Annotated in this window: 11 protein-coding genes and 1 tRNA gene; 5 read left to right on the top strand and 7 right to left on the bottom strand. The window is 40.2% G+C overall.

Going from position 1 to position 11,978, the window contains the following annotated elements:
* Positions 1-20: 20 nt before the first annotated feature.
* Together folB and VR862_RS06750 are read left to right on the top strand one after the other, a co-directional pair.
* Entirely contained in the window at positions 21-377 is a 357-nt protein-coding gene (gene folB, locus VR862_RS06755; RefSeq protein WP_324720191.1) for a dihydroneopterin aldolase, read from the top strand.
* Positions 378-456: 79 nt separating this feature from the next.
* A tRNA-Cys gene (locus VR862_RS06750) sits at positions 457-530 on the top strand.
* A 182-nt stretch (positions 531-712) separates the two neighbouring features.
* Here the strand turns inward: VR862_RS06750 and VR862_RS06745 are convergent.
* Genes VR862_RS06745 through rnr form a run of 3 tightly spaced genes read right to left on the bottom strand, consistent with a single transcriptional unit; the run spans position 713 to position 4,332 of the window.
* Positions 713-1,420 carry a LysE family translocator gene (locus VR862_RS06745; RefSeq protein ID WP_324720190.1) on the bottom strand — a complete coding sequence of 236 codons (708 nt, stop codon included), beginning with the start codon at positions 1,418-1,420 and terminating at the stop codon, positions 713-715.
* A 40-nt stretch (positions 1,421-1,460) separates the two neighbouring features.
* Entirely contained in the window at positions 1,461-2,147 is a 687-nt protein-coding gene (locus tag VR862_RS06740) for a head GIN domain-containing protein (protein ID WP_324720189.1), read from the bottom strand.
* Positions 2,131-4,332: a ribonuclease R gene (gene rnr, locus VR862_RS06735; RefSeq protein WP_324720188.1), complete on the bottom strand. Its 2,202-nt coding sequence runs from the start codon at positions 4,330-4,332 to the stop codon at positions 2,131-2,133. Before rnr ends, VR862_RS06740 begins: the two co-directional genes overlap by 17 nt.
* Before the next feature lie 356 nt (positions 4,333-4,688).
* Between rnr and VR862_RS06730 the strand changes: the two genes are divergently transcribed.
* The 3 genes from VR862_RS06730 to VR862_RS06720 all read left to right on the top strand — a co-directional run bounded on the left by VR862_RS06730 (position 4,689) and on the right by VR862_RS06720 (position 6,324).
* Complete coding sequence (locus VR862_RS06730) at positions 4,689-4,931, top strand: putative signal transducing protein (protein WP_324720187.1); 243 nt, start codon at positions 4,689-4,691, stop codon at positions 4,929-4,931.
* Between the two features lie 521 nt (positions 4,932-5,452).
* On the top strand, positions 5,453-5,884 hold the full coding sequence (rpiB, locus tag VR862_RS06725) for a ribose 5-phosphate isomerase B (RefSeq protein WP_324720186.1): 432 nt from the start codon (positions 5,453-5,455) through the stop codon (positions 5,882-5,884).
* Positions 5,884-6,324, top strand: a complete 441-nt coding sequence (locus tag VR862_RS06720; protein WP_324720185.1) for a GNAT family N-acetyltransferase — start codon at positions 5,884-5,886, stop codon at positions 6,322-6,324. Before rpiB ends, VR862_RS06720 begins: the two co-directional genes overlap by 1 nt.
* On the opposite strand, the gene VR862_RS06715 is transcribed toward VR862_RS06720, so the two are convergent.
* The 4 genes from VR862_RS06715 to VR862_RS06700 form a co-directional block, all read right to left on the bottom strand.
* Entirely contained in the window at positions 6,321-7,955 is a 1,635-nt protein-coding gene (locus VR862_RS06715) for a S41 family peptidase (RefSeq protein WP_324720184.1), read from the bottom strand. The two genes, VR862_RS06720 and VR862_RS06715, sit on opposite strands and share 4 nt — an antisense overlap.
* Positions 7,936-8,334, bottom strand: coding sequence for a ribonuclease P protein component (rnpA, locus tag VR862_RS06710; protein ID WP_324720183.1), 399 nt, complete (start codon positions 8,332-8,334; stop codon positions 7,936-7,938). Before rnpA ends, VR862_RS06715 begins: the two co-directional genes overlap by 20 nt.
* A gap of 110 nt (positions 8,335-8,444) precedes the next feature.
* Positions 8,445-10,280, bottom strand: coding sequence for a M1 family metallopeptidase (locus tag VR862_RS06705; protein ID WP_324720182.1), 1,836 nt, complete (start codon positions 10,278-10,280; stop codon positions 8,445-8,447).
* Between the two features lie 12 nt (positions 10,281-10,292).
* The gene (locus VR862_RS06700; RefSeq protein WP_324720181.1) at positions 10,293-11,972 is read right to left on the bottom strand and encodes a S8 family serine peptidase; all 1,680 of its coding nucleotides are present in this window, start codon (positions 11,970-11,972) and stop codon (positions 10,293-10,295) included.
* Between the last annotated feature and the right edge of the window lie 6 nt (positions 11,973-11,978).

Here is an 11,978-nt window from a genome sequence, read left to right as displayed (position 1 = left end):
TCTTCGCAAAAAATTAAGTTTTGGGAAGTATTAAACTCAGGAATATCAAAGTTTTCGCCTATCACGGCTGCCTTGAAGAGGAAGGCCAGATTGGAAGCGATTACAGGGTCGATCTCAAGGTGAAAGGGGATCTTTCTCTTTCGGCAAAGACCGATGCTTTAAAAGATACCATTGATTACGTGCATTTGAACAAGATCGTAAAGGAGGAAATGGCAATACGGTCCAAGTTGCTGGAAACGGTAGCCGAACGTATACTCAACCGCGTCCTGGATGAGCTGTTAATCGTTCAAAAAGTGACAGTAGATGTTTCCAAGATCAATCCTCCAATAGGCGGAAATGTCGCAATGGTGACAGTAAAGAGAAGTAAAAGCAGGTAATTGCTTAATTATTTCTAAAGGCCGTAAAAGCATAGGCCTGAAAAAAGAAATTTTATTACATTTGCCTCCGTATTCAAAAGGCATCGTGGCCGAGTGGCTAGGCAGAGCTCTGCAAAAGCTTGTACAGCGGTTCGAATCCGCTCGATGCCTCCAAAAAAAGCTCCCATTTCCGGGAGCTTTTTTAATTCTCAAAAATTCAAATTCCAAGTAAGGGTCTTAATACTGGCGTTTGAAGGAAAAGATTATATATAAAAAGCTTGTACACCGATTCTCCCGAAACTTCAGGACGCACAATGCCTACAAAATTCAAAAAATAAATTCCGATTTTTAGCTCCTTATTCGAAGTATTCAATATATGCCCCGGAAGTAGGGGTCATATTATCAATCTGATCCTGCAACTGATTCATTTCCTGCGGAATTAATCCCTGAATGATCAAAAAGATCCCGAAAATGACAAGTATGACACTTATGCCTTTCTTCACATTATAAATTCGGGTAGGAGTAAGTTTTTGATTCAGCTTTTTTGCAGCAAGGATCTTAAAGATGTCAACTAGAAGATAAGTTCCTAAGACCGCACCAAAGAAAACTATCATCCTGTTGGTTTCCATTTCCAGTTGAGGCCCGAATACGATAATAAGTCCCAACCAGAACCCTAAGACTCCAATGTTTATAAAGTTTAGTAGGAAACCTTTTGCCGCAAGCCCTAAATAGTCTCTTTTATTCAATTTCTGTATCTCCGGAACCTCTTCATGCTTTAAAACCTTCCGGTTTTGAATGAATTGAATAATGCCATAAGTGACCAAAATACCCCCGCCGAAAACAAAAAGAGCCGGATCATCCTTGATCCGGTTCAGTAATTTTGTGGTACTTAAATAGGCTATAAGCAAAAATACGACATCAGCAAAAATAACTCCGAGGTCAAAGGAAATAGCAGCTCTAAAACCTTTTATAGCAGCGGTTTCAAGGAGTACGAAAAATACAGGCCCCAAAAGGAAAGCAAGGAAAAATCCTAAAGGTATCGCAGCCAGTATATCCTGAAACATTCAGATCTTTTAATTTCACAAAGATAAAATTTTACCTCACTTACAAAATTCTTCCGCCAAGACTTGTCTTTTTATCTACTTCAGCAGGGTTTCCAAAGATCTCTACTGTGCCTCCCAGCTTAGCGGTAGCCTTGACATAATCTGTAGCGTAAACCTCTCCCTTACCTGCAGTACCGGCACTCACCTCGGCTCGGGAAGTTCGCAGATCTTTCCCGTAATAATGTCCGCCGGTATTGGTCTCCACCACCTGTTCTTCAGCTTTACCTTCGAGGGTGATCTTACCTCCCGAAACTGCTTTTGCGTGGATCTTACGGCTGTTCACCCTGGCAAGGATATTCGCAGCTTCCTGGGTGCGAAAAGTGAGCTCCTGCCCTTTTATTTCACCTGAAACTTCAACTATTGAACCTTCATTGGCATCTATGGTCGCTAAATCTTTTGTATAAAGCGTGATACGGGTATTGTTTTTGGACCAGATGTTATCAAGGGAAAGCCTTATCTCCAGCCGGTCTTCAACTATGTCGAATTTTACATCATTTTTACTGTGGCCGGTAATAACGATCTTGTTTTTATCTGAAGGAATAATTTCAACTTCAACCGCATTGAAGGTCTTGACTTCAGTGAAATCTCCCAGTTCCTTCTCTACATCCTGTGCAGCGACAGAAAGGCTGAGGAATAAGATCATCAGCGGGAATAAAAATGTACTTCTAATGTTAGTTTTCAACTTCATTTCTGTTTCCAATTAAATTAAAGTCAAGATGCCTTTTTACAAGATCGGCATTCTTAACTGTCACATAAACTTCGTCACCTAACTGGTAAACCTTTCCTGTTTTACGGCCTATAATGGCATATTGATCGGGATCAAAATCGAAATGGTCTTCTCTAATATCCCGCAGCCTAACCATACCTTCACATTTGTTTGCAATGATCTCCACATAGATCCCCCACTCGGTCACACCAGAAATAACGCCCAGGAACTCCTCATCATTGTGGTCCTGCATAAATTTTATCTGCATGTATTTGATGGAATCGCGCTCTGCGTTAGTTGCCAATCCTTCCATATTACTGCTGTGCTGGCATTTTGACTCATATTCCTCCTCGGGTGCAGATTTACCATTGTCGAGATAATGCTGAAGCAACCGGTGCGCCATAACATCAGGATACCTTCGTATTGGGGAGGTAAAGTGAGAATAATGGCTGAAAGCAAGACCGTAATGACCAATGTTCTCTGTACTGTAATAAGCTTTGCTCATTGTTCTTATGGTAAGGGTATCAATAAGGTTTTGTTCCTTTTTTCCCTGTACATTTTCCAATAGATTGTTGAGCGATTGTGAGATCTGCTTTTGATCCCTGAGGTTGAGCTTATGACCAAACTTACTCACAAGGGATTGTAAGGCAGCCAGTTTTTCATCATCGGGTTCATCGTGGCATCGGTAGACAAAAGTTTTCTTTGGCTTTTGTTTTCCAATGAATTCAGCAACTTTTTTGTTTGCGAGAAGCATGAATTCTTCAATCAGCTTATTGGCCTCTTTTGAAGTCTTAAAGAATACCCCTACCGGTTCATTTTTGTCATCCAGCTCAAATTTAACTTCGACTTTATCAAATGAGATCGCTCCTTCCCTCATTCTCTTCTTTCGCATCACCTCAGCGATCTGGTTCATTTTCAGAACGGCTGAAACAATAGAATCTTCTACAAGACGGCTTTCCCCCGTAAGGGAAATTTCCGAAGGAATGTCACCACCAGTGGTTTCAATGATGTATTGAGCTTCTTCATAAGCAAAACGCGCATCTGAGTAGGTGACCGTCCTGCCAAACCATTGATCTTTTACTTCACCTTTATCTGTCATTTCAAAAACTGCAGAAAAGGTGTATTTCTCCTCGTTAGGTCTTAAGGAACAGGCATTGTTGGATAAGATCTCCGGTAACATGGGTACTACCCTGTCCACCAGGTAAACGGAAGTAGCCCGGTTAAAGGCTTCTTCATCCAAAATGGTTCCCGGTTTTACATAATGGGAAACATCTGCAATGTGGATCCCAATTTCATAATTCCCGTTTTCCAGTTGTTGAAAACTTAAGGCATCATCAAAATCCTTGGCATCCTTAGGATCAATAGTGAAGGTCAACACTTCCCTCATATCTCTCCTTTTATTGATTTCTTCCTGCTGAATGCTGGTATCAATTCCTTGTGCAAAATCTTCTACTTCCTGCGGAAATTCATGCGGTAGTCCATATTGAGCAAGAATGGAGTGTATTTCGGTGTGATGTTCTCCCGGCTTTCCCAGAACCTGGGTAATACGGCCGAAAGGAGAATCTGCCTTCTCCGGCCATTCCTCCAGCTCCACTACAACTTTATCACCATTTTTTGCATCTCCAATTTTGTTCTTCTGAACAAAAATGTCGGTGTACATTTTCGGATCCTGAATAGCTACGAACCCAAAGTTTTCCTGAAGTTGCAAAACACCTACAAACGCAGTCTTTTTACGATTAATAATTCTGGTTATTTCACCTTCAGATTTTTTATTCCTGCGTCTTTTATAAACGTAGATCTCAACTTCATCACCATTAAATGCTTTATTGATATTGTTAGATGGTATGAAAACATCTTCATTTAATTCTTCAACAATGACATAACCACTGCCTTTAGCCGTCATATCGAGTATCCCTTTATATCTGTCTACATTGGCATTAAGACGGTACCTACCGCGGTCAACTTCCTCTATTTTCTTTTTGGCTGCAAGCTGGGAAAGTGTGCGAATGATCTTATTCCTGTTGGTAGGATCATCAACTCCCATTTTTGCAGCTATTTGTTTATAATTAAAATCTTTTCCAGTCTCCTTGCGCATAATTCCAAGAATTGTTTGTGTCACGCTTTCAAGACTGGCAGATTTGTTTTTTTGGTTCTTCTTTTTACTCATTTCTATATTTAAGCTCTAAAATTAAGTCTTAATATTCACATCTACCTGAATTTATAACATTTTAAGGCTGCAACAGGAATGTGTTTAAAAAAAGATAATCATTTAGTAAGAAAGAATTAACATAAAAAACCGAAAATTCTTAAAATAATATTAAATTTGTTTAGACAATTTCTCGCTAGGATCTATGAGTAAATCAACTAAAATAACCTTGGTTTTTATTCTAATTTTCGTTGTTGGGGTCCTAACTTTCGTGGCTTCAATAAATCATTCTCTAAACAATCCGGTCAACAAAGGACTCTATTCAGAGTCTTCTCCACTTTATTAGAAAGTACTATCTTTAGTAGCAAGCCATTGTTATGAAAGATTTTATTACTCTCGCGGTTTTTACATATCCTCATGAATTTACCATTCTAAAGCTTCTACTGGAGCAGGAGAACATAAGGCATTTTTTTCAAAATGAAACTATGGTGGGTGTCTTCCCGTTTTACTCGAACGCTCTTGGGGGAATCAATCTTAAAGTTCATCCCGGTGACCTGGAACGCGCAAAAGAGATACTCGACAATTTTAATGATCATCCTACTCCATTAAAGATCGTTTAGTTTTCAACAGTTATATTAATAAGTCTATTTTCTTTCTTTTTTAAAAAATTAAAATGTTGATTTATTATAGTCTGTTGATATGTAGAACAACTTTTTTAAATCTTTTTTGGAAAAGAGACGGGGAGTAGTAGAGTAACAAGTTATGAACAGCAGCAGGAGAGCTTAACCAGTTGATTTATACTATAATTTTTATTTTTCTTAACAACTGTTCATAACGAAATGTGAATTCCAATCTTTAATAACTTGACTAATTTTTAATGTTTAGAAGTGAAATTTTGATGCTGAAAACTTCTCCGAAAAAAGTGACTTAAAAATTTCATTCTCTCCTCCTTTCTTTCATATTGGGATTTCCCATGACTTTACCAAATTTTAATTTGCTTTTTTTGGTTTCATTTATGAACAAAATATCAACTTTTATAAAGGCTTTATTTTTAAGGTATTGTAACATTTAATTAACAATAGGTAAAATAGAAGTTGATAAGCCAAATTTTTACCTTTGTGACTCATAAAATCTCCAGATAATGAAAATATCAATAGGAAACGATCATGCCGGTACCACTTACAAAGAGGCAGTGGTGGATTATCTCAAAAGCAGAAATTTTGAAGTTGTAAACCACGGTACCGATAGTGAAGAAAGTGTGGATTACCCCGATTTCGTTCATCCAGTTGCACAAGATGTCGAGAACAGGACTTCCGATTTTGGTATCATTATTTGTGGAAGTGGTAATGGTGCGAATATGACGGCCAATAAGCACCAGGCAGTAAGATCGGCTCTTTGCTGGACAAAAGAGATCGCTGCTTTGGCACGGGAACATAATGATGCTAACATTCTAAGTATTCCTGCCCGCTACACTTCCAAAGAACAGGCTGTGGAAATGGTACAGGTTTTTCTTGATACAGAATTTGCAGGTGGCCGTCACAGCCGCCGTGTTGAAAAGATCTCCTGTAAATAATGAAGATCAAAATTCTCACTTTTGAAGAGTTAAATATTGATGAACTGTACCAAATTTTACAGCTACGTTCAGAGGTTTTTGTTGTAGAACAGGATTGTGTCTATCAGGATATTGACGGCAAAGATCAGAAAGCGGTTCACGTTCTTGGTTTTGAAGAAGAGAAATTAGTTGCCTATACCAGGATCTTTGCTCCCGGTATTTATTTTGAGGAAGCAGCTATAGGTCGGGTAATTGTAAAGGAAGGATTCAGAAAGAAAAATTACGGCCACGAAATCCTGGATGCTTCTGTTACAGCTATAAAAGAACGGTTTAAGACCGAAATAATCAAGTTATCGGCACAGACCTACCTCACAAAATTCTACGAAAGTCATGGTTTTCAACAAATCGGTGAAGGATACCTGGAAGATGGTATTCCTCATATAGCTATGCTGAAGAATTAGCCTTTTAAGATCTCCTGGTATCGGGTTTTATCCTGCAAAATTTCCTTGGCTTTCAATATCTCCGGATTCTTTTGAACATAATAATCATAAAGGCCTTCTTTGTAGAAATACCTTTTGATGATCTCTTCCGAAAGTAAGCTCATGATCTCAGCTTTTTTGGCAGTTAAAGCTTTTTCTTTTGAGCTTGAGATAGCCTGTTGTATTTCCGTAAGATCCTTCGAAATGTCCTGTTGATAACCTTCATTTTCAGCTGCAGCTATAACATCTTGCAGTTCTTTTTCAGTTTCAGTTTGAAAGTCAAAATCTGTTGTTTCCAGGAAATTCTTGAAATCTGAATAATCCTTTTCTGTGAAACTGAATTCTTCAGGAGAATTTAATTGGTGGGTGTAGTAATAATTCGTAGCATAGTCAAAAATGGCATTTTCCTGAAGTATTGCATTGGTGATATCACTAAATTCCGAAGTTTCCATTTTTACATCGGGTGAGATTCCTCCACCGTCGTAAACCTTTCTTCCATTACGGGTTTTGAACTCGTTGTAATCCTGAGCTGTGTACCTTACAGCATTTCCTTCTTCATCACGTTGACGATAATCCAGCGCCTGTATACAACGTCCACTAGGGGTATAGTATCTTGAAATGGTAACTTTTAGCTGAGTGCCGTAAGTAAGGTCTTTAGGCCTTTGTACAAGACCTTTTCCAAAGCTGCGGGCACCAATGATCACTGCGCGGTCAAGATCCTGAAGAGAACCTGCCAAGATCTCACTGGCAGATGCACTTCGGCCGTTTATTAACACTGCTAATGGAATCTCGGTATCTACAGCCTTACGTGTTGTTGAGAACGTCTGATTGTACTTTTCAACTGCCGACTTTGTGCTGGTGATCAACTCTCCTTCGGGCACAAAAATATTGGTGACATTTATAGCTTCAGAAAGTAATCCGCCGGGATTGCCGCGCAAATCGAGAATGATCTTTTCGGCGCCTTCATCCTTGAGTTTCTTTAAAGCTTTGACTGTTTCAGAAGAAGCATTCCGGTTAAACTGGGAAAGTACTATGTATCCAGTTTTGTCTTCAAGCAATTTGAAATATGGAACAGCTTTAATCTCAACAGCACCACGGGTAAGGGTAGTGGTTTTGGTTTCTCCACGGCGTTTAAAAGTGAGTTCTATACTGCTGTTTGGGGCACCTTTAAGGAGTTCTCCTGCATCTTCACTAAAACCGGCCACCGAAATATTCCCGATCTTGATGATCTCATCTCCGGCCTTTAATCCGGCTTTATCGGCAGGATAATCCTTATATGGCTCAATGATGACGATCTTGTCGGCTTTAATTCCCACTGTTGCACCTATACCGGTGTATTCCCCCGCATTATCTATTCTTGCTGCCTGTACTTCCTGTTCATTCCAGTAATGCGTATAAGGGTCAAGGTCTTCCAGCATGGCATTTATAGCAGTGTCCATAAGCTTTGCAGGATTTGTCTCATCAACATAGTTCATGTTGAGCTCCTTAAAAAGGGTCGTAAAGATCTCCAGTTGCTTGGCGATCTCAAAAAAATCGGCTTTGTAACTAACGTTGGTAAAGAACAGCACAGGAATGGCTGCCAAAAATGCTATTTTAGATAGTGTTTTTTTCATGTTCCTTCATTTTTTCTTGCTCCACAAATCGTTTAAGAAGTTCTTCGCTGCTGCGGAATAATTCTGAATAAGTCCAAATCTCGCGCCCGGTGTAGATCAACATCAACGCGTAATTACCGGCTAATTTACTGGTAACAAGATACTTATTTTTTCTATAGGCTTCCCGCATAAGCCGCTTAATTTTGATCCTGTCTACGGCCCGCTTAAAATTTCTCTTCGGAACAGAAACGGCAACTTTATTCAGCTTTTCTGAAGGATCCTTCAGCGGAAGGTATACGAGTCTTAAAGGATATTTTTTGACGGAATTGCCTTCAGCAAACAATCTGTCGATCATCACCTTGCTTTTTAGCTTTTCTTTTTTTCCGAAGCTTTCATCCATGCGGTAAAATTATCATTTATAAATAAGTAATGACAATTATGTTTTAGCTCATTAAAAAACACAAAAAAGCCCCTCCAAAAGAAGGGGCTAAAAAAGGTCATTTTTGGAACCTATTCCTGTTGTGGTTTAGGGTAAACATTGTTACTTCTCTTGACATCTGCCATCATCTGGCTTGGATCGATCTCTATTGAAGATATTTGCGATTTAGGCTTATCAACAGTAAAGGAATAAGTAGGATAGGCCCACGCCCAGTCTTTCCTGATCTGCTCCTCTTCAAAGCCCGGTTTCTCCCAGCGCATCATTTGCAGAGGAATATAAATTTCTTCGGAAGTACCGTCGTTGTAGGTTACTTCCACCTCAATGGGCATCGGCATTTCTCCATTTCTCACCAATACAATTCTGGTGTTATTTCCTTCCTCTTCTACAGCGTGTATCCCGTAATCAATAACGTTTGTGGTACGGGTCCAGTCATTGAGGTACCAGTCCAGTTCTGCCCCGGTAACCTTTTCAGCTACTCTTATGAAATCATTTGGCGTTGGATGTTTAAATTTCCACTCGTCATAGTATCTTTTGATGGTCTTTTGAAGGTTTTCTTCACCAATGACGTATCCTAACTGGGAGAGAAATACAGCACCTTTTGAATAAGCGGTAGCTCCATAGGCAGCATTATAGGTGTACCTGTCTGCATGGGTTGTTTGTGGCTGTTCCACACCCGATGTTGCCAACCTCATGTAGCTTCTGTAATTACCGGCCAAAGGATTTTCCTGTCCCTGTTCCATAACTTCATTCATTGCAAGATCTGAGATATAGCTGGTAAATCCTTCATCCATCCACTCGTGTTTGCTTTCGTTGGTCGCAAGAAGATGCTGAAACCAGGCATGAGCAAGTTCATGCGCCGTCACCCCTACCAGGCTTCCAAAGTTTCTTTCGCCGGTTATAAGAGTAAGCATGGCATATTCCATTCCGCCGTCACCACCCTGGATCACAGAATACTGTGGCCATGGATATGGACCTATGTTTTCGTTAAAATAAAGCAGAAGTTCCTCGGTCTTTGGCTGAAGATTCTTCCAGTTCTCTATTATTTCAGGATTGTTCTTGTAAAGGAAGTGCAGCACAGTTCCATCGGCAGCAGTTCTTTTATCATGAATATATTCCGGATCGGCAGCCCAGGCGAAGTCGATAACATCTTCAGCAACAAAATGCCAGGTTAGCTTGTCACCTTTCTTTCTTTTTACTTTCACTCCTTCGTCTTCATAGCCATATCCAATTTCATTGGCATTCTGAAGAATTCCTGATGCTCCTAAAATGTAATTTTTATCAATGTTTATCTTCACATCATAGTCTCCCCATACCCCGTGCCACTCACGGCCTATATAAGGATCGGCATGCCACCCTTCGAAGTCATATTCTGCTATTTTAGGATACCATTGTACCATTGAAAGAGCTACTCCTTCACTGCTGTTCCTACCCGAACGACGTATTTGCTCAGGAACCTGTCCGGCAAATTTCATTGAGAAATTCACTGTTTCTCCTGGGAGGATTGGTTCATCAAGCTCTACTTCCAGCACAGTTCCCACTTCCTCAAATTGTAAAGGTTTACCATTCCTTGTAAGGGTATTTACCTTTAAATATCCCTGTTGCGAAGGAGTAAGTTTGGAGATCCTGTCTCCTACCCTTGGATCGGGATCGGCGATAGTTCGGGATCGGATGTCCATCTCACTTCCCGGTTGGAAAGCATTAAAAAATAAATGGTAAAAAACCCTTTTTAGAGTATCTGGAGAATTATTGGTGTACTCCAACTCCTGTTCCCCTGTATACTGGAAGTTCTTGACGTTCATGTCAACATTCATGCTGTAGTTAGCTTCCTGTTGCCAGTAAGAGGTGTTATTTTGTGCTGTGATTGTAAGGCATGTAAACAATGCCAGTGCTAATATTCCTTTCTTCATATTTTACTTTTTCTATTTTGAAATTTTATCGGCCAGGATAAGAGCGTTGTAAAGATTCGCCATTTTTCCTGAAGTAGATAGTTCTCCGAATTTTTTTGTATTGGAAGGATCTCCACCAATGATCACGGTAGCATTACTGGTAAGTCCACTTTCCATAATCACCCTTTTCACCTCATCATCTGTCAATTTTGGGAAAAATGAACGGATCATAGCTGCAACCCCTGCAACTGCCGGTGCTGCCATAGAAGTTCCCTGCAGGTATTCATATTCATTGTTTGGTGTAGTTGACCAGATCTTCGTACCGGGAGCAAATACATCAACATTTGTCTTTCCGTAATTAGAAAATCCTGCTATAAGACCCGAGCCGTACTTATAGTTGAGGGCTCCAACCGTTAAGAAATTATCTGAAATCTCACTGGTGTTCTCAGGATCCTGGTCATTTGGATAAACTGCGTTTTGATCGAGATCAAGACCTTCATTTCCGGCAGCATTCACGATCAATACATCATTTTCATCTGCATAGCGAATGGCATCTCTAACCCACTCAGGATGTGTGGAGAAATATTTTCCAAAGCTGGTATTAATGATGCTTGCTCCGTTATCTACTGCATAACGAATAGCTAGGGCGATATCCTTGTCGTACTCATCACCATCGGGTACTGCTCTGAGTACCATGATCTCTACATTATTGGCGACCCCATTGATCCCCAGGTTGTTATTTCTTTCAGCAGCAATGATTCCGGCCACGTGTGTACCGTGCTTGAGATCTTCCTTATCGGGCGTTGGGCCCATCACATTGTTGTTTCCATAATTTGTATCTGTGATGTCATCAACATCATCACCAACTACAGAACGGGCATCAAGATCAAGGTTGAAATGTGAAGAAAGGCGACCGTCAAAATAATCAATTGCATCTTGCAGTTGTGAAATAGCTTCAGGAATTGTTCCTTCGACATTGCTCATCACCTGAGTTAAAAAGCCTTTATACTGCTGCATTTCTTCTGTAGTTGCCTCCATTTTTCTCAACTCCGCCAGGGTATAATCTTCCTTCTCGAGCTTTGCTGATACTGCTTCGTGGGAAACCTTCAATTGCTGTACAATTCCTTCATACTGGTTTTTCATTCCGAGGACCTCGTTGTACTCTTTATCATATTCGGCTTTTGCTTTTTGATAAAGTTCAAATTCCTCACGATTTTCAGGCTTTACAGCACCTGCAGGTACACTGCCATACTTAGGCTTTAATTTCTTGTAGATCCTTGTGTATTCAAGATTTTCCTCAACTGCATCACCTAGAAAGTTCCAGCCGTGGATATCATCTACATAACCATTGTTATCGTCATCCACATTATTATTAGGCTTTTCATCTTCGTTGGTCCATATCACGCCGTCAAGATCCTCGTGTTCAATGTCCACACCACTGTCTATTACCGCGACAATAACCTTTTTTCCTTTGTTGTTCTTGATGATCTCGTTGTAAGCTTTTTGGACGCTCATCCCGGGTATGGTGTCTGAAACAAGATCGGCACCACCCCATCCCTGGAGCTGTACTTCGGTTAGTTCAGAAACCTTTAGAGGTATCTCATCAATGTTCTCAATTGGGGTAGATACAATAGCTGGAGCCGAGCTCTTACAGGATGCCATTGCGGCAACCATTCCGGCTATTAATAAGGGCTTGTAAATAGGGATCTTCATAATCTT

The organism is Salinimicrobium aquimaris, from assembly GCF_035607535.1.
Taxonomy (GTDB): Bacteria; Bacteroidota; Bacteroidia; order Flavobacteriales; family Flavobacteriaceae; genus Salinimicrobium.
The sequence above is the reverse complement of the archived record's forward strand: the minus strand, read 5'-3'. Positions and strand labels throughout refer to the sequence as shown.

Excerpts from the sequence above, each read along its gene's own strand:
- rnpA (WP_324720183.1), bottom strand. The coding sequence starts at position 8,334 with ATGGATGAAAGCTTCGGAAAAAAAGAAAAGCTAAAAAGCAAGGTGATG.
- VR862_RS06720 (WP_324720185.1), top strand. The coding sequence starts at position 5,884 with ATGAAGATCAAAATTCTCACTTTTGAAGAGTTAAATATTGATGAACTG.
- rnr (WP_324720188.1), bottom strand. The coding sequence starts at position 4,332 with ATGAGTAAAAAGAAGAACCAAAAAAACAAATCTGCCAGTCTTGAAAGC.
- VR862_RS06740 (WP_324720189.1), bottom strand. The coding sequence starts at position 2,147 with ATGAAGTTGAAAACTAACATTAGAAGTACATTTTTATTCCCGCTGATG.
- VR862_RS06715 (WP_324720184.1), bottom strand. The coding sequence starts at position 7,955 with ATGAAAAAAACACTATCTAAAATAGCATTTTTGGCAGCCATTCCTGTG.
- VR862_RS06705 (WP_324720182.1), bottom strand. The coding sequence starts at position 10,280 with ATGAAGAAAGGAATATTAGCACTGGCATTGTTTACATGCCTTACAATC.
- VR862_RS06745 (WP_324720190.1), bottom strand. The coding sequence starts at position 1,420 with ATGTTTCAGGATATACTGGCTGCGATACCTTTAGGATTTTTCCTTGCT.
- VR862_RS06730 (WP_324720187.1), top strand. The coding sequence starts at position 4,689 with ATGAAAGATTTTATTACTCTCGCGGTTTTTACATATCCTCATGAATTT.
- rpiB (WP_324720186.1), top strand. The coding sequence starts at position 5,453 with ATGAAAATATCAATAGGAAACGATCATGCCGGTACCACTTACAAAGAG.
- VR862_RS06700 (WP_324720181.1), bottom strand. The coding sequence starts at position 11,972 with ATGAAGATCCCTATTTACAAGCCCTTATTAATAGCCGGAATGGTTGCC.